Consider the following 21,818-nt stretch of genomic DNA (forward strand, 5'->3'; position numbering starts at 1 on the left):
ATGAAACGAATTTTGATGACCAGTCCAGTAGCAGTAGCAGCTTTCTGGATTGGTGTTTATCTTTTAATTACTTTGTTACCGCTGCTGGTACTCTTGTTTTATGCTCCTCCAGAAGGCAGAGGATTTTGGACGGAGTTTTCGGTAGCTCTCGGTTTTATCGGATTAGCGATGATGGCTCTTCAGTTTGCCTTAACGGCTAGGATTAATCATGTTGAAGCTTCTTATGGGGTAGACATTATCCTTCAGTTTCATCGCTATACATCTATAGTTGCGTTTTGTTTAATTCTGATTCATCCTCTGATTTTATTTGTCACCGAACCAGAAACTTTGCAACTATTAAATATACTCCAAGCTCCCTGGCGGGCGAGATTTGCTGTGGCATCAACTACGGCATTAATTCTCTTGGTGGTTACTTCGATCTGGCGCCAGCCTTTGAAAATCCCCTATGAACCTTGGCGAATTCTGCACGGGATTTTAGCGGTGGCAATTGTTGCTTTAGGACTAGCTCACGCTTTAGGAGTAAGTTACTATCTAAGTTTGTTTTGGAAAAGCGTTCTCTGGAGTGCGATCGCTCTGTTTGCTCTGTGGCTGTTGATTTATGTCCGCCTGATCAAACCTTGGTTTATGACCAAGAAGCCCTATTTAGTGGAAGAAGTCATTCCCCAACGGGGTAATGTCTGGACATTGGCATTGCGATCGCGAGGACATGAAGGAATGCACTTCCAACCTGGTCAATTTGCCTGGATTACTTTAGATATCTCCCCTTTTCGGATGCGGGAACATCCTTTTTCGATGTCTTCTAGCGCAGTTAATTTCGACCGTTTGGAGTTTAGTATCAAAGCTTTAGGCGACTTCACCAACGAGATCAAAGACGTTAAGCCAGGGACAAAAGCTTATCTCGACGGCCCTTATGGCGTATTTACCAGCGATCGCTATGGGGACTCGGCGGGATTTGTTTTAATTGCTGGCGGGATTGGCGTTACGCCGATAATGAGTATCCTGGTTACTGCTGCCGAACGTCAAGATGATCGACCTTTTTTATTAATTTATGCCAGCAAAACTTGGTCAGATGTAACTTTTCGCGAAGAACTAGAAGAACTTAGAACCCAGCTAGACTTAACTATTGTTCACGTTATCAAAGAACCACCCGAAGACTGGCAGGGAGAAACAGGCTATGTCGATCGCGAACTGTTAGCCAAATATATACCCCGACATCGAGGCAGTCGTCATTATTTTATCTGTGCTGCTCCTGTCATGATGGATGCAGTAGAAGCTGCTTTACATGACTTAGAAGTCCCCGTTACTAACGTTCACATGGAACACTATAATCTCGTTTAACTAAAAAATATGCGCTATAGCATCATGCTTCAAGTAGTAGGAATTATTACTTTGATTCTCGTCGGTACGGCTGCTTTGTTTGCCTGGCTGCAAAACCGCGAAATTCCCTCTACAGAAATAGAAAGCAAAGTATCAAATAACTTTTACCAAGCCCGAAGTAATGAGTAATGAGTAATGGTTCAATCAGGGTTAGAGAAAAATTATGCTAGTTAAACACGATTCAGTTAATCATTTATTTGACAACGATCTATTTGCCGAAGCTTGGCAACAGCTTAAAAATTCAATTGTCTATTACCAAGGTCGTCCGATTGGTACGGTAGCTGCTCAAGATTCATCAATGGAAGCAGTTAACTACGACCAGTGTTTTGTCCGTGATTTTGTGCCTTCAGCATTGGCGTTTTTGATGGCAGGAGAAACAGAGATCGTCCGCAACTTTTTGACCGAAACATTAGCTCTCCAGAGTCACGAACCCCAGATGGACTCCTTTAAGCCTGGTCCTGGATTGATGCCAGCGAGTTTTAAAGTCGAATTACAAGACGGCAAAGAATATTTAACTGCCGATTTTGGCGAAAGTGCGATCGCCAGAGTGCCTCCTGTAGATTCTTGTCTGTGGTGGATCTTGCTGCTGCGAACCTATGTTAGAACCACTGGAGATTTGGCTTTGGCTCGTCAACCTAAATTTCAGGAGGGAATTAAATTAATCTTAGATATGTGTTTGGTGCATCGCTTTGCCATGTATCCGACTATGTTAGTTCCTGACGGGGCATTCATGATTGACCGACGGATGGGAGTTTACGAACATCCACTAGAAATTCAGGTGTTGTTTTACGCTGCTTTACGAGCTGCCAAGGAACTGTTATTGCCCGATGAGTGCAATCAAATTTGCTTGAATAACGTCAATCGTCGTCTAAAAATTCTTACTTACCACGTGCGGGAATATTACTGGCTCGATCTTCAACGTTTAAATGAAATTTATCGCTTCCAAGAAGATGAGTTTGGCAAAGAAGTAGCCAATCGGTTCAATATTTATTCTGGTTCGATTCCGAAATGGTTAACTGAATGGCTACCAGACACAGGAGGTTATCTTGCAGGCAATCTCGGACCAGGACGCATGGATTTTCGATTTTTCGTCTTGGGTAATTTGCTAGCAATTATCACTTCTTTAGCTAGTGAAGCTGAATCCCAAAGCATTATGAACTTAATCGAGCAACGCTGGCAAGATTTAGTTGGTAATATGCCCATGAAAATCTGTTTTCCTGCGGTAGAAGGGGAAGAATGGCGAGTGGTTACGGGTGCAGATCCCAAGAATATTCCCTGGTCTTATCATAATGGCGGTAATTGGCCGATGTTGCTCTGGTTGTTGGTCGCAGCAGCACAAAAAACAGGACGGATCGAACTGGCTTACTCTGCCATTGAAATAGCCCAAGCTCGTTTAGTTAAAGATGAATGGCCAGAATACTATGACGGTAAATGTGGTCGCTTGATTGGTAAAGAAGCAAGAAAATATCAAACCTGGACGTTGGCGGGTTTGCTGGTATCGAGGCAGTTAATTGCCAATCCTACTTATTTGAGTCTTATTGGTTTTGAGCAGAATTAAGCAAATTATTGCCAGCAGATCATCAGCTCTAGATTAAACACAAATTAAATTACCCTCAGCAAAAATGGGGTTGTTTTTGACCGAGAGGGATGCCCTAAAGGATATGCGAAGCGGTATGCTTTAGCATTTGCGAAGCTTATCCTTTAGGACTCGCTCGGCATCGCGCGGGTTCCCAGCGCATATCCACCCTCGACAGTTGCTTCTCGACGTAAACCGCCAAGATCGCACTGTCTCGCAATCGAGATGTTGACATCTAATCATCATTTTTTTGACATCTAATTGTCATTTTTAATTGTCAAAATGAATATATAAAACAAACACACAAGAAATTAAGTCGATCTAGAGAATATTTACTGAAGATCGAGGCAATATTTAGATTTGTTTCCGCAGTAATCTTTAACTTTTCAAACTATGCAAAAATTTATTTCTTTTCCCGCTTTTTTAACCGCTGTTATTGCTACGGGGTTAATGGCTATACCAACCAAAGCTGTTCCGAGCCAGCGAGAAAAAGTATCTGTAATTGACACAGCAGAAACTTATAATCTTGACGAGCAGACAACAAATTTGGCTGCAAGCTTTGATTTGGGCGATTGGGCGCAGCCCACGGACGCGCCTCCAGGCGCTAATGCTAAAGCATACCGCTCCGCATATCCTTTAGGGCTTGGCGATCGCACCTGGTTAAATACTGCTCGTGATAGCCCAACTGATGACCTTAATCGAATTATTGGTCTTACTGGCTTAGGTGTTGGTACGGGATTTATTGCTTATCGTTTATATCGTGCTTATCAACCTGCTTCAACTAATTTGCCTTACGGCAATACTAATACTTTATTACTCGATCGCCTTAGTCCAAAACTACGTAAAACATTATTGCAATTGGTACACAATCGCGAAACTGCAAACCGATTATTAACTGGAACGATGTTAAGTCACGCCGATCGTTCTCCTAACTGGTTAGCAGAGAAAGTTATCTACGATTTAAAACGCGATCACCGATGAATTTGGTAGTACCGTTTTTGATTGGCTAGACTACATTGATTTGTCTAAGTAATAAGTTCTACTCAACTTTTTTCTCAAACTCGTCTGGTAAATTTGAGAGCAAATTTAATCCCGTTGATGCTTCAATGTCATTTTGCTAGATTTATTAAGTAAATAGTATTTTTATACTGAATAAGATTCCTGCCCTTATTTACTTTTTATCAGCTATGTGTGGACGATTTACTTTAGATACAACAGCCAATGAGATTGCCCGACAGTTTGAAGTAGAGATTAATGAATCTATTTCTTCTCAATATAATATTGCTCCATCACAATCAATATTAGCAATTAAAAAAGATGAGGCAAGCAAACGCTCTCTCGAAAAGATGAAATGGGGTTTAGTTCCAAGCTGGGTGAAAAGCTTGGACAGTTGGAAAAGCAATTTAATTAATGCTCGTGTCGAGACAGTTGCAGAAAAGCCGAGCTTTAGAAGCGCATTCAAGCATCGTCCTTGTTTGATTCCCATATCGGGATTTTATGAGTGGTCTAAAGATAAACAACCTTATTATTTCCAGCAGAAAGACGGTCAATTATTTGCCCTAGCTGGACTCTGGGAATCTTGGCGTAGCGATCGCGATGAGCTTGTTACTTGTACGATTATCACGACTAAAGCAAATACTGAAGCAGCTAAAATTCATCATCGAATGCCAGTCATCATTCAGCCCAAAGATTATGATTCATGGTTGGGTGAATTAGATGAGAGAAAACAATTGCTTGATACTTTACCTGAAGTAGATTTGGAACTGTATCCAGTTAGCAAGAAGGTTAACAGTCCTAAAAATAACACTCCTGAATGTATCAAGCCAATTTCGTAAAATAAAATGTCTAAAATTCTCGACTGCGATCGCGCGGCGCGACGCGATCGCCAACTGGCGTTTGAGGCACGAAACCCAACGATTAAAAGATTTTGTTGGGTTTTACTATCGTTCTACTAGCGCGTCTAGGCTAAAATGCTGGGCTAATTCCCCCAACCTTAAGGATTAGGGGGCTCAAACTAATTTTCAATACCCAACAAATTAATCTAGACGTTCTACTACCAAGTTTGTGATTACTTTTGAGAAATGGTATTAGTAGCCGTGAGGAAGGTATTGATTTACATCAACTTGGTCTTGAACATTAGTTTGATTCGCATCTTGAACGATTGCGTTACCAGTACCAATAGCAGCAGCTTCGTTAGCGTTTAATTGGACTGAAGTTTGAGCATCGGGAGTGGTATAACCGTAGCCACCTAAGTCTAATTGGTTTTGGTAACTACTTTGGTCGGTGTTCTGGTGGATGAGGTTACTAGTACCGACAGCAGCAGCCGAATTAGCGTTGTTTTGAATGCTAGTCTGAGCGTCTTGAGCGAAAGCAGTTAGAGGAGCGAAAGCGATAACAGCAGTAAGAATGGATAATGTAGTTTTTTTCATTTTAGACCTCGTAAAAGTAAGATTTAGTGTGTGTGTTTTGCTTACATTTACTAGTTACGACTGGTCTATTTTTTTATGCAGTTGAGGATTGGGTTTGTGATGAAAAAAATGGCGTTGGTGAATCGGGATATGATTTTTAATCTTGTCATATCTTAATCCAATCACCAACGCCCTGAAGTGAACGTTACTCTGCCTTGAAAAGGCAGAGTAACGTTCACCGCCTTCCGCGGTCAAAAAGCATGAATGAACTTCTTCAAGGCAACTGTCTCACTACTACCCACTAGCGATCGCGAAATCGAAATCAAGAATATTTATTAGGATCGTCACATGGATCGCCCTTGTAAGGCTGAACTCCAGTTTTGGGATAATCATCATCAGTAGGTTTGAAAAGTCTTGAGACTCCGTTCCAAAGATATTGAACTGTATCTTGTATCCATGTAGAAACTTTCATATTTTTTACCTCTTAAATTATTATTGCCAAAGGAAATCTTGGTTAAATTGTTGTCTTGTCAGAGGATATTCGAGAAGTAATCCTTCGCCTCCGAGAGGATAATCTTCGTTTAGAGGTCTTCCTTCAATAGACAAGAACATTGGTGCTTGCTCATCGATGCTCGTTGCGGTATAAAGAACTTGAGCTACGCGATAAATCATTGAACTACTACCACCGCCTTGAGTAAACTCTTGAGATAAATCCACATATACACCGTTTTTGCTGGTTCGCAAATTAAGTAAACGAGTTCCCCGAGGAATTGTAGTCGTTGGATCGAAAGCTAGAGATGGAGTAAGTAACTCGTCTAAAGCGTGTTCTAATGCCATTTGAGTTGAAGTAGCAGCGGTGTCGATGGTTTTTGGGATCAACCGAATACGACTATCAACTATTTCCAACTGATACAGCTGAGGACTAAACTTGGCTGGCTGTACTTCTACCACAGAAGATGATTCTGTAACAATTGGCAGGATTGCTTTGGTCAATGCCCAAAGAGCGGTCATTTCGCCTATTCCAATCAATAACAACGAAAAACCAACTATTATTGGTGTTGAGTTAGGTGATTTATTGCGTACATCCATGCTTCTTTCTCTCAAATTTAGAGCTAAAACTCTGCCGTTATTGATTAGCTCAATTGTTAGAGATTCAGCTTAGTTGCTACATTAATTTTGGGCATAATTACAGTTAACACTCCATCAATGAGTTCGGCTTCAATATGATTCACTTGAATTTCTACTGGCAGGGAAACATTACAGTTAAGCTGTCCATAGTGAAGCTGAGAAGGAATTAGTTCTGTTTCAGTTGATAACTTGTGGTGGTTATGAATTCCCGAAATTGAGATTGATTCTGGTTCGGCACTAATGTTGAGATCTTTAATCTCAACTCCAGGAACTTCTGCCTTAAGAATTAACTCCCTGTCGGTTTCATTAAATTCAATAGCTGGACACCAAGTTTTTTCTTCCTCGTTCATTGCGTTCACCTTCTGTTGCTTTTTCTTTGATGATTTTAGAATAGAGCTAAACTTTGAAGAATTTGTGAAGATGGCTAGATGTTGATGCTATTAGTTGGTTAATTGCTACCAGATTTTTCTGGAGTATTGATGTTGTCAGCGTTTAGAGGTTGTTCGACGCTATTTATGTTGACTAAACCAGGATCGATTTTAACGTGATTAATATTGATCCCTAAAATTTCTTGGGTTTGATATATGACGCCACGATATTTAAGCTTAATACTAGGTTGAAAAATAAAAACCATATTTGGCTTTATTTGCCTAAAAGGAAAGCAACTGAGGGTAGACGTTTCGGTAAAGTTTTTAGTCTCTTGATGAGCGAGTAATTTTGCCCGTCGCCATTCTATTTGGTGACAGCGTTCTAAATATTCTACTATATCTAGTTGACAACAGGTTTCTAAATGGTTATTTCTGTATTTATGCCAAAAGCTAAAGGGATTAATCAATCTGACGTAGGTATCAGTAGAAAATAGTTGTTTAAAATACAGATCAAAAGGAAAGCTGATTTTTGTTGGGTGTTTTTCTCTGATAGTCATAAGTTATCTCCAATACTCGTCTGTATTTTGAGATTAAGCTAATAATTTGAAGAAGTTGTGAAGCAGATTAAAAGATAGATTTGTGACTGGCGATCGCGATTATTTAGCTCGTTTTTATTTAACCTAGAGAACAAGTAATATAATCGTTTGAACCGGAAAAACCATCAAATACTTGGCTAAATTCAGCAGCTAGCAAGACGTTACTAGGAACTTCGCACATAACGTATACTTGCAAACCGTTTTCGCTTTGAACTAATCCCTGTTTAGCCATTTCTGCTAGTGGGGGTACGGCAAAAGGGAATCATCGGGACTACATTGGTTAAACCCATATTATCGCGGACTTGTTTAAATGCCTGACATTCTAAGGCAAAGGCTGCGCGATATTTCGGATCGTAAAGCGACTTGTACCCCGCCAACCTATCTCCTAATGAGGCATTTTTACCCCCTAGAAGAGCAACATCTGACATTCCCACATCCTCAAACCAGAGAACAAAAGCTTGTTCTTTATCTTGCAGAATTTTTCTGTCACTATCTGCTGTTACAATCATCAATCCTAATTTAACTTCTACCTCAATTGCCTACATGGAAGAATTTGTGAGGATATTGTTACTTGGTGGTTAATTTCTGACGTTGCTGAATACAACAGTTGCGACACTTTTTAATCTAAAGAGCAAAAGCCTTGATTTCTCCTCATAAACACAATGAACTAAAGCATCTCAAACCCTTATGTGTTTTTCCTTGTATTTAAAAAACTGTTTAAAGTATGGTGAATTAAGACTTAAAGAATAAGATAAAAGGGAAAACTATGCCTCACGACTATGAAAATTAGTATATTTTGATTATAATATTTTCGGCTTTTGTAACTAATCGGTTATGAGTAAAACAATTGACCATTAGTTCGAGCTAAATATTCCCTTGCTACTTTTTGATTGGATTCTTCAAATTCTTTCATTAATTCAATTTTTTCTTCAACTGATATTAATTGGCTACTGACAATAAAATCTGGTATGATGTTAATTATTTTGTCAATTATTAACGGTTTTTTCAGTTTATTATTCAGCTTGGTTAAATAATTATCTCGATATTGTTCAGGAGCAAGAAAAAAGTATTGTTTAGCAATTTGATTGCAATATAGTTTAAAATTTGTTTGTTTGATTGAAGGAGAAACAGTTTGCTTTGATGTTTTGATAAAATCACTACGATTTTGAGGGTAATTTATGGTATCCAAAAAGTCATCAATTAAATTGCTTTTAAATTGTTCTGGTTCAAAAACTTTGACAATAATATTTTTGATTGCGAAGACTTTTTGCCAAGGTTTAAAAATTTGATAATAATTAATTAATAATTTTCGCTCGATAATGAATTGCTTAAAACTATCAAAATATTTATCAGATCTTATAAACTGGCAGTATGGAAAAATTAAATAATCATCTTGTTTTCTTAAATAAATTACTATCTTTACTGCATACTGTGACAAGTATTCTTTGAGCTTATAAATTTGCTCTAGATCGAATCTTGGTAAACAAAAATTTTCCGAACTAATTATAAGATTTCGCTCCTGAAAAGAATTAGCCTCAATTATAACTTGTTCCCATCCACCAGCATGAGGATTATAGGTATTAAGCTTCAGCTTTTCCAAAAAAGCAGCAGCCAAATGATGCTGACCAAAAAGCTTTTTTCTAGGTATTCTAGATAAGGGATATAAAAAGCCTCGGTCAATTAACTTTTTTCTATTTTTGAACAAAAAAAATTGAATGGAAGTTGAACCAGTTTTATGTGTACCAATGTGAATATAAGCAGTTTTCATTTTTTTTAGTTAAAGTGCAGCTTTTAGATAATCTAGTAAAGGGTAATGCTATTATTGGAGATCAATCTATTTTTGTTGCTAAAGACCGAGCTTTTAGAAGTTCATCAAATGTATTAACTTCTAATAGGGCTTGTTTAATCGGACAAACCTGAATCGCAAATCCGTGTTCGATCGCTCTTAGTTGCTCTAACCCTTCGGCTAATTCGATTGGTGTCGGTTCTAAACTGGCATATATGCTCAAAAAATCCTGGCGGAAAGCATAAAGTCCTAAATGATGGAAGACGGGAACGTCAACCGTGTTACGAAAGTAAGGAATTGAAGCACGAGAAAAATAAATGGCGCGATTATAGCGATCGCATAATACTTTAACCGTATTGGGGTCTTGATAACCCGCGTTCATCTCCAACGGACAGGCAACGGTAGTCATCTCAGGTGATTCTCCTTTAAGATAAGGACTGACTAGCTGAGAAAGTATTTCTGGAGTAACAAAGGGTTGATCTCCCTGAACGTTGGCAATTGCGGTCATTTCAGGATAGCGCTCGGCTACTTCTGCTACGCGATCCGTACCTGTAATGTGGTTGGCTCTAGTCATTTCAACCTCGCCGCCAAATTGTCGCACGCAGTCGGCTACGATTTGATTGTCAGTTGCCACAACCACTTGCTCAAAATCAGCACAATTTTTGGCGGCTTCGTAAACCCACTGAATCATAGGGCGATCGCCAATTTGGGACATTACTTTGCCTGGAAGACGTTGTGAGCCATATCTAGCGGGAATAACAGCTAAGATTTTCATTGCAGACCACTCCCGACAATATCGTGAAGCCGAATTAAACCCAGACAGCAACCTTGATGATTCACCACTGGTAATACATCAATTTGAGAAGTTCGCTCTTCCATCAGCTTGAGGGCATCATAAGCCAGAACGTCTGGCGTGACAACTGTCGGATTATTGGTCATAATTTTTTCAGCTTCTAAAGTTTCTAGCTCAGTTGGTTTAATTTTGCCAATCCAGCGACGCAAATCTCCGTCGGTAATTAAGCCCAGCAGATTTCCAGCTCGATCGACAATATTTACCGCTCCTAAACCACCACAGCTAATCGCACTTGCCACTTCAATCCAAGCGGCTTCGGCAAAGAGAGTCGGATTGCGATCGCCACAATGCATTAAATCGCCTACCTTGATTGTTAAACGTTTACCTAAGCGTCCTGCGGGATGGTTAATCGCAAAGGATTCTGCCGTAATACCGCGCATCTGCATCAAAGTCATGGCTAAAGCATCTCCAATCGCTAAAGCAACCGTCGTGCTGGTAGTAGGTGCTAAATTCAAAGGACAGGCTTCTCGATCAACAGTAGCGTCCAGAAAAACGTCCGCTCTTTGGGCTAAAGTAGAGCTAATGTTACCGACAATGGCAATAATTGGTACTCGCCGATGTTTGAGGGCGGGAATTAAAGTGACTAATTCTTCGGTTTCTCCACTATTGCTGAGAACTACTGCCACGTCAGCAGTAGTGACAATTCCTATGTCTCCATGCAAGGCATCGCACGGATGCAGAGAGACGGCTAAAGTACCAATACTGTTTAAGGTAGCAGCTATTTTCTGGGCGACAATTCCCGATTTACCAACCCCCGCCAAAATTACTTTGCCCTGACAATCTGACAGTAAAGTCAGTGCTTGTTCTACTTGATCTAGCTGCATTTGTTGCGCTGCTCGATCGATAGCGCGAGCTTCTAGTTTAAGAATATCGGCAAATTTATTGACTCGAATAAAGCCTTTGGATAGATACATCACGCTCCTGATTAATTATCTAAAAATTATCTCGCTCGCTTTGATCTCGGAATGGGTTCAACATCATGCTGGTTCTGGCTGGTAAAGTCGGCGCACCGATTTTTTGGCAACGCCGATATACCTTTTGAGATAGTCCAGTCTTAATGGTGAAGGCGAGTTACCTTTCATGATGTCCCGTCTGACGTAGGAGCGAGCCAAACTTAAATCAATATCTTGTTGCGTGACATAGCCTGCGGCGATCGCTTCATGAAAGTAGGTAAACCAAAGTTTTCCATAGGGATGATCGCGATGCTTCCAAGGTTGAGTATGGAGGTTAGTATAGTGAATTAATTTAGTACTGCGATCGGCGTAGTCTAATACATTCCAGCTAGGATCGAGTTGGCTGATTTTATAAGGATGATGCTTAAGAAAGGAAGGACTCATGCAGGCGAAGTCTTTCTGGCTATATAATCCTTGCGCGATTTCTTCGTAGTAAGTTGCTAATTCAAAATGACATCGAGCGCAATCGATTAGCATTACGCTCAAAGCCCAGAGATTTGACTCCATAGAGCGATAAGCATCTTTTTTTGCCCCAAAATCGCCGCCGTTAAGGGCAGTATCCAACAGTTCGCCAATATCAGTTAGGCAAATGGTGTCTGAGTCTAGATAAATAGCTTTGCCTTGATAGTTGCATAGCTGAGGGATTAAATATCGGTAAAGGCTAAACTCGGTAATGTTGTGGTACTTGAGTTTTAGCGATAGCGGTGCGGGGAAAGGTTCTCGATCGTTTAGTTCAATGGCGTTGTGCGTGCCGTTAAATACATAAATATCTAGCTTTCTTTTAGTATGTTTGTGCAGAGAATAAATCGCTACTTTTCGTTCTAAAAGACTAGCTTCTCCAGAACCGATAAATACGGGTACGCGCTCTCGATCATTCATTGGCTGCTCCTACTTTACAATCTTGTTTCAGGCGATTACCCGCGCATGACTAGCGGCGGCTTTTCCTAAAGGATTCACGGATAAACCGCACTCCGCCCTTCGCTCTCGAAGCTTATCCTTTAGGGCAAATGAGAGGGAATCTTCCCACTCAAAACGCGCCTTAGCTTCGCGTCGCGTTACGCGATCGCAATTTGTTGATGTTAGTTGCGTAAACCCGATAAAGTTTTTTGCAGTAATTTTTTGGATAAAGATAAAGGGTGATTAATCTGCGGAAACTCAAAAATAACGTTAAATAATCGGCGGTATTTGCCTTGTGGACAGGTTAAAGGTTTTACGCCGTGCCAAGCATTAGGGGTATTTTTAAACAAAAAGCTATGGTTATTAGTAAACTGAGTTGGTATCGCCGTAGTGAAATCGTTAAAATCTGGATTCATGACATCTTTAAGCTTGTTTCCCAGCACCAAAGTCGAACCGTCCCAGGATGTATCCCAATCATCGCTGGTATTAAAATAAAAAATATGAGTGCCAGCTTTTTGTTCGGCATCTTTGTGAGGAGAAACCTCAGAATTAGTAACTCCCACGTGCCAAGCATAGCGAATTTGGAAATCTGCCACCTCAAACAGAGATTTAATAAAATTATGATAAATTTGACTGGTTTCTAATTCATGCACAAACATTTGCCAGCTTGTGGGCAAGTCTTTCTTGTTGATAATTCCCTTGTCTTTACGCTCTACTTGACGATAGATAGATGTTTCGTAAGCAAGATAATAGCGATCGTGAGGTCTTTGACTATAAACTCTTTCTAGCCCTTGGTGTTTTTCAAATAGTTCTAATGAAGGAAAGTCTTTTAATAGCTGTTCAAAACCTTCTAATGTTAGCAAGTTATGAAAATTATACCAGGGAAAAGGTCGATTGTGAATAAAATGTTTCGTCTCAAAAGACTTTAATAGCTCGTAATTAATAAAACTTTTGTTTTTCATGATATTTATTTCTCAAACATCATCCATTTAGTAAATAGTATTAGTTAGATATTAGTCAGAAAAATTGGCAGTTACACGTTGGAAAATATAGTTGAATAAACCTGGTGTTGCTCTTGGATATTTAGAATGTAATTGAAACCCTTTATTTAATAAATAGTTAATCACCTCTTGTTCTCTTTCTCCTTCGGATAACTCAACTATTAGGCTGCGTACTAAAGAATTAGCCAGAGTTTGGTCAGCTCCTTTTAAAACTAGAAATTCAATTCCATCTACATCAATTTTAAGGTGATTAGGAACTGGCAATCCAAAGTTTTCAATTAAGTCATCAATTTTATAACTTAAAATATATTGTTTAAACACACGAGCAAAAGCTTGACCTTTTTCATCAATAGCTTCTCCTAATGTATTTTGCGCTCCTCCGATGGTCAAACTGCTGTAATTAAAGCTATCCAGAATAGTTTGATCGGATAAAGCAATTTGTAAAGGAATAATATTATCTTGACACTTATTAAGATAAATATTTTTACAAAGTTGACCAAAGTTCATAAATGCGGGTTCAAAAGCATATATTTTTACCTTTTCGGCAAAATATTTTGAAGCAACAAAAGAATAAACTCCCACGTTAGCACCGATATCATAAAAAACGTCTCCCTCTTGTAAAAAGCTTTCGAGCCACTCGACTGTATCAGGTTCTTTTTTGCATGAATTAAGTCTAACTTTGTATTCGGTTTGCGAGTCAATATTGAGCCAAATATCATAGCGTTCATAATCCATTTTTTCAACTACATTAATTTCTGAATTTAAGTTTAATTTTAAGGTAGGTGATAATGCCTTGACTGGCGACAAAAGAAGACTTTTTGTTAACCTAAATCCTTCTTTTTTAGTATTGGCTAAATCTTGGTATTGTTTTTGGGTAAGCATTTTATTCAGCAAGTTTTTCATTTTAAATAAAGACTATTTATGCTAATGTATTTAATTTAAGCAAGTAATGTTTGAAATAAAGCAGACCATTGGGAGACAACTCTATTTCGATTATATTTGGCCACAATGTATTCTTTGCCTTGCTCGATATGCTGCTGGCGGAGCATCGAATTAAGTGCATATCGATGCAGATTTTTTTCCCAATTGGAGAATAAAACGAACTCGCTAAACTCTTCATAACTAGGAATTTTGTCGGCAACAACTGGAACACCCAAAAGAAGAGATAAGACTAAACGATTGTTAGTTTTACATCGGGTTAGTTGATTTAGACTGATTGGGATAATACAAACATCATTTTGGCTAAAAATATAAGGAAAACTTGAGAGTTGCCAAGGATGATATTTTACAGGAATTTTAGCCGAAGAAACATATTGTTTAAAACTAGTTTTTGAGTTACTAATTACTGTTAAGCTGAGCGGTATATTTTGGTTTAGTTTTTCGAGAGAAGGTAATACTTTTACCAAATCAATCATTCCGTAGGGAGGATTAGTCGTGCCAGCATTACCATACCAAATTATGTTAAGGCAGTTATTTTTAATTTTAGTAATTTTCTGCCTTAACTTTAAATACTCTTTACTTAAAATATTAAGTCTAGGTAGTTCGATCGCATCATCAATTACCACTGGTATCTTGTCAGTTTTGCCACCAATTAAGTTTTTTAATTCTGGTGTGGATACAGAAACTACATCTACAAGCTCAAGCATTGTTTGTAATCTTTCTGTTCTTTCGGCAAGAGCTAAGGCATCTTCCAGTCGATAATAAAAATGGTTGTCACACAAATCAAATATGGTTATTACACCCTTACTTTTGAGTATTTTTACCAGCTCTAAATTTTCGCGATCGTATAGCTTTTGAAAGACTACTATTTGATACTTTTCTAGATTTTTGTAGTTGAATATCTCGCACGACCATCCTTTTTGTCTTAGATACTTGCATGGTAAAAAAGCGCGATATCGAAAACTAGCTGACTTAATACCTCCAGGTGATTTCCAGGCAATCATATACTTATTCATTTTCTCAATACTCTATTTGATTAAGACTCAGTTAGGTTCTTTTCGTCGCTCATTCTGCTCTTACCGATGGTGCAATAAGAGCTAAGATTAAAGACGAACTACTTTTTTTCCCTTTTCCTTAACAGTTTTTTGCAACTGACTTAGATAATATTTAGAGTAGCTTCGCCAACTTGTCTTTAAAGAAACATCAAGATTATTTTCAATGAACTGAGGCTGATTAAGTTCCTGACAAAGATGTTCAAAATCTTCTTCAGGATTAGTTAGAGTCATAAAAGGGGTTAGACTCACAAGATTAACGCCACGTTCTCTCAGCGCAGTTCGTACTTCGGATAAACCTTCGTAGTATTGTCTATATCGCTGATTGGGGTCAACTCCTTTCCATCTAACGTGCTGATTATGGGCATGATGATTAGCAAGTAACGAACAGTTATCACAGCCGATTAAGATAATATTTTTAGCTCCCATATTTGCGGCTAAGCATACCCCAGCATTGGATACAGAACCCCAGAAGTATAAATAATTTTCGGTGGGTGTTCTTACCCAATCGATTACTCTACCGCGATCGCATGGTAGATTAGGAGGCTGAGTATTAATCTTACCAGGCTGGAGATAGTCGAAAAAATAGAAATTATTTTTAGCATACTCAATCAGTTCGGGAGATGTGACTCCTTTTAAAGCAATTCCAGCTTCAGTTTTAAAATAGCCTGAGATCCAAGTAATCTCTGGATGTGCTTCCTCGCTGGGCATAAATTCAGGAATATTTAGGTCAGGATGAGTAGTGATACTATACTGCACAGGAGCAACTTTCCATGCCATATTCAAGCCAATAACGATCTTGCCCTCCAGAAAAGATAAAGGAAAAACCCGTAAACTAGCTCCAGTGCCAATAACATAAATATCGCTACCTGGGTACTTGTCGTAAAGTTCAGAGACAAATTTCATAATTCATTCGTCAATTTGAATTAAATATTAAGTTAATTAATGCTGTTTACTGCTTTATTTTTAGGAGTATTGCAGCATTTGTAGAGTATCTTTGCGTATATGGTTGTTTTCCATCTCTGAAACCAGTAACTCTTCGGTGAAGATACCTTCAGCTAAACACTCACGTAATAATGAGAAAAAAAGTTTTTCCTGATTGGAGTCTGGATGCTTAAAGTATATGTGAGAAGGATAATATTCTTTGCCCTGAATCAAAGCTTTGGTTCTTCTAATCCATGGCACTGGTATCAAGCCCCATTTTTTAGGAATGGTCGATTTTCGATTTGGTTGATTAAAGTCAATTGGTAATCCAGTTTTCCACGGCTGAGTCTCGCGTCTTGTATTGTGTAGTAGTTTGGTTTTCTCATTGAGAGTATCAAGGTGATTCCATTCTTCTTCTAAGAGTCCGATGCTATCTTCTGGCTCCATACATAAACGTGTCCAAAGTTGATAGTCACGCTCGAAGTTAAACATTTCTTCAATTTGTTTTTCCCATTGCCAATGAGTCAATTTGCTACAGTCAAGCAGCATCACGCTAGTGCCATAAAATGGAGCTGTAGCAGGATCTTCTGGACAGATTTGGCGACAAAAGATGGCTTTCCCTTCCATATCGCGAGTCAACAATTCGTAGATATCAGTCAAGGCAAAGATATCAGGATCGATCACAATGGCTCTTCCTTGATAATTCATTAGTTGAGGAGGAAGAAAGCGCAGAGGAGTGAAAGACTGAAGATCCCAGTTATGCCACACTGGCTTTCCAGCCCCACGCAAATGAGGTTGACCTTCGCGCTCATACAAGCAAGGATAGTCCTCCAGGTGCAGGATTTTAACCTCGAATTTGTCACGATTAGGCGACATTTTTTTGAGCGCGTATTCTGCTACTTTAGCCCCCACATACTGTTGGGCATTAGTGTGAATAAAAACAGTTGGTTTCATTGTTCTATACAGATTAAATTTTGCTCAAGTTTTGGGAGTTCCTACTGATATATAAAAATTGTCATTGTGAACTTGTCCGTCTTTTCTAGGTATTGGCAGTAAAATTTCTTTTTGGACAAATAGATAGGATGAGACTAAATCTCGAATTTCTTCAATGGTAAATTCTTTGACATGATACTGAGATACTAGTTCAGGACTAATAAATAAAGGAGTTCCCATCAAAACTAAACCTGTCGGTTTGACTATATTTACCGTAGCCTGAAGTAATTCCTCTGGCTGGGGTAAATGTTCTATGACATCCATAGAGTAAATTAAATCGAATTTTTCTCGAACACCAAGGTTTTTAAGGTTTATTTTGCTAATTGGAGCTTGCATAAACTCGCAGTTGGTAATTTTCGCCTGGGAGGCTTTTGATTTTGCTAAACGAACTGCTTCGTAGTCGGCATCTATCCCCAAAATATATCTGCATTTATTTGCTAAAAAAGCAGCGTATGCTCCATCTCCACAGCCAATATCAAGGCAATTGTGTTCCCTTGATAAATAGGAGCGGACTATTTCTACTTTGGTTCGGTAATATTCGTCGTTGGCTAACTCTTCCCAATGATAGGCTCCCTTTTTGGCATATTTATCAAACCCAATAAAGTTATTGTCGTTGGTTTGCTTTAGTTTTCTGACTATTTTCCTAATTTTTGGCTGAATTATGTCGAGCATGATAATTATTGCTGAAAATATAAATTATTTTTTCTGTGATTAGGAAGACGTTTAATGAATTACAACCTAATTGCTGTCTGGCTCAGTATATTGTTTGACATTTTTTACTGACAATTCGTTTAGCGAGATGTTTAATATTGATAATCGAAGCTGGGAAAATCTTCTTCAAAGAATCTCTCAACTTTCTTTGGCTGGAAATAATTTTAGTTTGAAACTGTTTGAGAGAAATAGTGACAATTGTATACATTTATACTCCTAAACATTCATAGTTTCGACAACCACTTCCTGGTAACTACCCGACTTAACTATGCGACCTTTGTCTAGCAGGTAAACCCGATCGCAATGCTCTACCGTGGAAAGACGATGAGCAATAATAATTAGAGTTTTTGCTCCAGCTAAAGATTTAATTGCCTCGCTAACTAAACGCTCTGTTTCATTGTCTAGGGCAGAAGTAGCCTCATCGAGAACTAAAATTTGTCTTTCATGGTATAGCGCCCGGGCGATTCCGATACGTTGCCTTTGTCCGCCAGACAAACGAATTCCTCTTTCTCCTACCTCCGTTTTAATTCCTTTTGGTAATTGAGTAATTAGTTCCTCAAGTTGGGCGGCTTCGATCGCCTTCTTGATTCTTTGAGGATCGATTAAGCGATCGGGAACTCCAAAAGCAATATTTCTCTCAATCGTTTCATCAGTTAAAAAAATTGATTGAGGGATGTAGCCGATCATATTCTGCCAAGAACGGAGATTGTTGTATACCGATTTACCATCTATCAGGATATCTCCCGCTTTCGGCTCTAAAAGACCCAAAATTATATCTACTAGCGTTGTCTTTCCCGAGCCAGATTTACCGATTAAGGCGATCGATTGACCTTTTTTGATCCTTAAAGAGACATTTTCAACTGCCAACTGGGAACTATTGTTATAGCTATAGGTAATATGGTCAAGGTCAATCTGATTGCCAAAAGCGATCGCTTTTCTATCTCGTTTAAAATCGACCGCACTACTTATTTGAGAACTGGGTTTAAGTTTAGTGAGCTTGTTTATTCCTTGTGCGTCTATCTCTTTAAGATCTAAATAAAGCATATTCACAGCATAGTTGGAGTTTCTTAATTGGTTGATCGCTCCAAACAGCTCACTAGATGCTGGAATCAAACGCATTGAAGCCACAGCAAAAACCCCCATAGTACCAGTTATTTCTTGCATATCTTGCTTTAATAAAATTATGGATAGAGATATGAACAGCATAATAAAGACAATTAAAGCTGTCTCAATGAGAATGCGAGGGAGTATCTGCGAGGTACTAAATAAACTGTCCGCTTGGGCAAATTGTTGCGCTTTTTGTGCCATCTGTTTTTCAAAGTAAGATTCACAGCCGATAACTCGCGTCTCTTTTAAGCCGCCTAAACCATGATTGAGAATCCGAACCATTTCCTGTTTGGATTCAGACTTGATTCTGCCCCATTTTTTAAACTTATTCCCCAGCAGATTAAACAAGATAAATATAGGTAGCAAAATTGCCATAATCATCGCTAGTAGCAATAGATTGGTTTTGGCAAGTAGTAAAAATAGAAACAATAAAACAATAAAATTAACGGTTGCTCTTAAAAGTGGCAGTATACAAGCTCCGGTAAACGTACTAGTTTCAATCAAAATGTTTTTGATCAGGCTAGCAGTATTTCGGTTGAGATGAAAAGCATATGGAACTGCCAAATAAGCATTTAATAACTTAGTAATTAGTGATTGGTTTAGTTCAGAAGAATATTGATATATATTGGCCCAGGACAAAAAGTATAATAATGATTTAAGGCAAAATATAATCGCAATTCCAATGCCTAAGATCGGAACTACTTGGATGCTATCCTGCAACTCTAGCTGTCGATAAACCCAATCGAGTATGGGAATTTTGTGGATGGATTCTGGACTGCTAGCCACGTTCAGAAAGGGTCCGATCAGTCCAATACCTAAGGCTTCTAACACAGATGTTAAAGCGAATATAAACAAAAGAAATAAAAGCCCTTTTCTCTTTCCTTCTAAGACATACAATACTTTGGAGAAGTATGCAAGCATATTGCCAAAATTAATTTTAGTAAAGTTGTTTTTTGCTGATTAATGCTCTAAATAGCTTTTGGTATAGGGTTCATTTTTAATATTTACCCCGTTGGCGACAATGCCAAACACACGCTGTTGGGTATTGAGCAACAGCTTTTTCGCAGCGATCGCGCTTTCGTAATCTACCACTCCAGGACGAACTACCAGTAAAAGACCATCAACCATATTCCCCAGAATTACTGTATCTGCAATACCGATTAAAGGGGGAGTATCTAAGATAATGCAATCGTATCTATCTAAAAGAGTTTCAGTCAAAACTTTCATCCTTTGCGAGTTCAGTAATAATATTGAATTATCTGGCGTTGGTCCAGCGGTTAATACATCAAGATTCGGCATTACTTTTTGTACTACCTCGTTCCATTTCCTTTGATGAAGTAAAAGATTGCTTAAGCCGACTGTGTTGGACAGCCCTAAAATTTTATGCTGACTCGGTCTTCTCATATCTGCATCAATCAACAACACTTTTTTTCCTAGCTGAGCCATGGAGCTGGCAAAATTGCTAGCTACTTGAGATTTACCTTCTTGAGGTACACAGCTAGTGATGGCGATCGCTTGTTTGTCCCAATCGGTGCTGAGAAATTTGAGATTAGCCTGTAGCATCTGATAGGCTTCTCTGGTTCTTAGAGTAGCAAATTCTGGTTCTCGAACGGGAACTAAAGAATTATCGCTTGCTCCAGAGATACCTACGCTGTCATCTTTAGCTTCTCTTAATTGATTTAGGTCAGGAATTACTCCCTGCAAGGGATAGCCGAATATTTCCTCTGCTTCTTTACTATTTTTGATCGAGCGATCTTGAAAGTCTAATAAAAAGGCAAATGCTGCGCCAAGTAAAGCACCCATCGCACTGCCAACGACGACAACCAACCTTTTTTTCGACGAACCAGTTGGCTTTTCTGGTTCAACCGCATTAGCAATGATCCGAACGTTACCCACATTTTGATTTTCAGCTACCTGAGTTTCTTGCAATTGACTTAAAAGTGTTTGATAAGTAGATTGTGTTGCTTGTACTCGGCGTTCTAGTTCCCTCTGTTCTTCTTCCAATAGAGGCAAATTTTCTAAATTTCGTTGCCGAACTTGTAAATTACTTTTAAGTGCTGCCAATTTATTAACTAAACCCGGACGCTCGACTCCCATAGTAGCCAATTCGTTAATCATTGTTTGGTCGGAATTATTAGCACTAATGCTTAAAATTTTGTTTTTTAATAAATTTGCCTGATTATCGCCCTGAATTTGTCTGATTTGCTTGTCTAAAAGAGTTTCCAGCTCTAGCTCGCGTTCTTTTAGGCTCCTAACCTGCGGAGCATTTTCGGAAAAGCGATCGCGCTGATTGACTAAATCTATTCTTACTTTTTGCAGTTCGGAAATTAACTCTGGCATAGCCGATTGACTCAAAGCTCCAATAGCTACGGCTTCTTGCCAATTAATATTTAGTTGGCTACGCAATTGTTCAAATCGACCATCAATATCTTCGAGGTTAGTCGTTACTCCCTCAATCTCACGCTCTAAAGATTTAATTGTATCTATATTGCTAGCGGCTTCTTGTGATAGATTAGCAATCTTATTTTTAGTCTTAAATCGACGTAAATCTGCTTCGGCTTCGGCAACGGTTGATTCGACCTTAGGTAATTGCGCTTTAATAAATTGTCGAGCTGAAGCGGCAGCAGAGCGGTTACTCAAAGTGTCTTCTTGTACATAGAGGTCGATTACTTTGTTAACTATCAATGCTGCTAATGCTGGATCGGAATCTTGGTAAAAAACCTGCAAGACATCTGTGCCGACAATAGGCTTGACCTCGAGATTGCTGGCTACTTCTTGATAGCTGAGAAACTCACCCTGGTCGTTTGTTAAATTAAGTTGTTTAATTGCTTTTTCGACAATCGGTCTGGATTTTAAAATTTCGGCTTCGGTTACAACTGGATTGCTATCTTTCCCCAGAACTTCAACCTGTCCTCGTTCGTCTTCTAATCCGACTAGCCTCGAGGATTTATCTGTCCTAATTAAAAGTTGAGCTTCGGCTTGATAAGTAGGTTGTTTTGATAGTGCTGACAGCAAGAAAACACTAGTTACACCGAGAAAAATTGCAGTTGCTGGTAGCCAACGACGCTTTAAAACTAGCCAATATTTTTGAAAATCAATTTGTTCTTCATAGGTATTAGAAACTACTGTTGGAATCATATTTTCACCTG

General features: G+C 38.8%; 24 protein-coding genes. 5 read left to right on the forward strand and 19 right to left on the reverse strand.

Annotated elements, in window-relative coordinates; translation table 11 throughout:
* The 5 genes from V6C71_06260 to V6C71_06280 all read left to right on the forward strand — a co-directional run bounded on the left by V6C71_06260 (position 1) and on the right by V6C71_06280 (position 4,788).
* Entirely contained in the window at positions 1-1,338 is a 1,338-nt protein-coding gene (locus V6C71_06260) for a ferric reductase-like transmembrane domain-containing protein (GenBank protein ID HEY9768099.1), read from the forward strand.
* A 24-nt stretch (positions 1,339-1,362) separates the two neighbouring features.
* Positions 1,363-1,506 carry a hypothetical protein gene (locus V6C71_06265; protein HEY9768100.1) on the forward strand — a complete coding sequence of 48 codons (144 nt, stop codon included), beginning with the start codon at positions 1,363-1,365 and terminating at the stop codon, positions 1,504-1,506.
* A 34-nt stretch (positions 1,507-1,540) separates the two neighbouring features.
* Positions 1,541-2,935: a glycoside hydrolase 100 family protein gene (locus V6C71_06270; GenBank protein ID HEY9768101.1), complete on the forward strand. Its 1,395-nt coding sequence runs from the start codon at positions 1,541-1,543 to the stop codon at positions 2,933-2,935.
* Positions 2,936-3,346: 411 nt separating this feature from the next.
* A complete protein-coding gene (locus tag V6C71_06275) occupies positions 3,347-3,934 on the forward strand; it encodes a hypothetical protein (protein HEY9768102.1) in 588 nt (195 codons plus the stop codon).
* 206 nt (positions 3,935-4,140) lie between these two features.
* A complete protein-coding gene (locus V6C71_06280) occupies positions 4,141-4,788 on the forward strand; it encodes an SOS response-associated peptidase (GenBank protein HEY9768103.1) in 648 nt (215 codons plus the stop codon).
* Between the two features lie 252 nt (positions 4,789-5,040).
* On the opposite strand, the gene V6C71_06285 is transcribed toward V6C71_06280, so the two are convergent.
* From V6C71_06285 to V6C71_06375, 19 genes are all read right to left on the reverse strand, one after another.
* Positions 5,041-5,382 (reverse strand): hypothetical protein, encoded by a 342-nt coding sequence (locus V6C71_06285; GenBank protein HEY9768104.1) that lies wholly within the window; start codon positions 5,380-5,382, stop codon positions 5,041-5,043.
* Between the two features lie 301 nt (positions 5,383-5,683).
* Positions 5,684-5,833 (reverse strand): isochorismate synthase, encoded by a 150-nt coding sequence (locus tag V6C71_06290; GenBank protein ID HEY9768105.1) that lies wholly within the window; start codon positions 5,831-5,833, stop codon positions 5,684-5,686.
* A 20-nt stretch (positions 5,834-5,853) separates the two neighbouring features.
* A complete protein-coding gene (locus V6C71_06295) occupies positions 5,854-6,450 on the reverse strand; it encodes a GerMN domain-containing protein (GenBank protein HEY9768106.1) in 597 nt (198 codons plus the stop codon).
* 56 nt (positions 6,451-6,506) lie between these two features.
* Positions 6,507-6,839: an Hsp20/alpha crystallin family protein gene (locus V6C71_06300; protein ID HEY9768107.1), complete on the reverse strand. Its 333-nt coding sequence runs from the start codon at positions 6,837-6,839 to the stop codon at positions 6,507-6,509.
* A 98-nt stretch (positions 6,840-6,937) separates the two neighbouring features.
* Complete coding sequence (locus V6C71_06305) at positions 6,938-7,414, reverse strand: hypothetical protein (GenBank protein ID HEY9768108.1); 477 nt, start codon at positions 7,412-7,414, stop codon at positions 6,938-6,940.
* A gap of 118 nt (positions 7,415-7,532) precedes the next feature.
* Positions 7,533-7,685: a putative PEP-binding protein gene (locus V6C71_06310; GenBank protein ID HEY9768109.1), complete on the reverse strand. Its 153-nt coding sequence runs from the start codon at positions 7,683-7,685 to the stop codon at positions 7,533-7,535.
* Entirely contained in the window at positions 7,678-7,962 is a 285-nt protein-coding gene (locus tag V6C71_06315) for a hypothetical protein (GenBank protein HEY9768110.1), read from the reverse strand. Before V6C71_06315 ends, V6C71_06310 begins: the two co-directional genes overlap by 8 nt.
* A 323-nt stretch (positions 7,963-8,285) precedes the next feature.
* A complete protein-coding gene (locus V6C71_06320; GenBank protein ID HEY9768111.1) occupies positions 8,286-9,221 on the reverse strand; it encodes a hypothetical protein in 936 nt (311 codons plus the stop codon).
* Positions 9,222-9,282: 61 nt separating this feature from the next.
* Positions 9,283-10,014, reverse strand: a complete 732-nt coding sequence (gene kdsB / locus V6C71_06325; protein ID HEY9768112.1) for a 3-deoxy-manno-octulosonate cytidylyltransferase — start codon at positions 10,012-10,014, stop codon at positions 9,283-9,285.
* Positions 10,011-11,006 (reverse strand): KpsF/GutQ family sugar-phosphate isomerase, encoded by a 996-nt coding sequence (locus V6C71_06330; GenBank protein HEY9768113.1) that lies wholly within the window; start codon positions 11,004-11,006, stop codon positions 10,011-10,013. The genes kdsB and V6C71_06330 overlap by 4 nt, the downstream gene beginning before the upstream one ends.
* A 63-nt stretch (positions 11,007-11,069) precedes the next feature.
* Positions 11,070-11,924 (reverse strand): glycosyltransferase, encoded by an 855-nt coding sequence (locus tag V6C71_06335; protein HEY9768114.1) that lies wholly within the window; start codon positions 11,922-11,924, stop codon positions 11,070-11,072.
* A 200-nt stretch (positions 11,925-12,124) separates the two neighbouring features.
* Positions 12,125-12,904: a hypothetical protein gene (locus V6C71_06340; protein HEY9768115.1), complete on the reverse strand. Its 780-nt coding sequence runs from the start codon at positions 12,902-12,904 to the stop codon at positions 12,125-12,127.
* 51 nt (positions 12,905-12,955) lie between these two features.
* The gene (locus V6C71_06345) at positions 12,956-13,846 is read right to left on the reverse strand and encodes an FkbM family methyltransferase (protein HEY9768116.1); all 891 of its coding nucleotides are present in this window, start codon (positions 13,844-13,846) and stop codon (positions 12,956-12,958) included.
* 35 nt (positions 13,847-13,881) lie between these two features.
* Positions 13,882-14,898, reverse strand: coding sequence for a hypothetical protein (locus tag V6C71_06350; protein ID HEY9768117.1), 1,017 nt, complete (start codon positions 14,896-14,898; stop codon positions 13,882-13,884).
* 87 nt (positions 14,899-14,985) lie between these two features.
* Entirely contained in the window at positions 14,986-15,840 is an 855-nt protein-coding gene (locus V6C71_06355) for a hypothetical protein (protein HEY9768118.1), read from the reverse strand.
* A gap of 60 nt (positions 15,841-15,900) precedes the next feature.
* Complete coding sequence (locus V6C71_06360; GenBank protein HEY9768119.1) at positions 15,901-16,812, reverse strand: hypothetical protein; 912 nt, start codon at positions 16,810-16,812, stop codon at positions 15,901-15,903.
* A gap of 24 nt (positions 16,813-16,836) precedes the next feature.
* Positions 16,837-17,523, reverse strand: coding sequence for a class I SAM-dependent methyltransferase (locus V6C71_06365; GenBank protein ID HEY9768120.1), 687 nt, complete (start codon positions 17,521-17,523; stop codon positions 16,837-16,839).
* 255 nt (positions 17,524-17,778) lie between these two features.
* Positions 17,779-19,500: an ATP-binding cassette domain-containing protein gene (locus V6C71_06370; GenBank protein ID HEY9768121.1), complete on the reverse strand. Its 1,722-nt coding sequence runs from the start codon at positions 19,498-19,500 to the stop codon at positions 17,779-17,781.
* A 129-nt stretch (positions 19,501-19,629) separates the two neighbouring features.
* Entirely contained in the window at positions 19,630-21,807 is a 2,178-nt protein-coding gene (locus tag V6C71_06375) for a polysaccharide biosynthesis tyrosine autokinase (protein HEY9768122.1), read from the reverse strand.
* Positions 21,808-21,818: the final 11 nt, after the last annotated feature.

The sequence above is a fragment of the Coleofasciculaceae cyanobacterium genome (assembly GCA_036703275.1).
Lineage (GTDB): Bacteria > Cyanobacteriota > Cyanobacteriia > Cyanobacteriales > Xenococcaceae > Waterburya.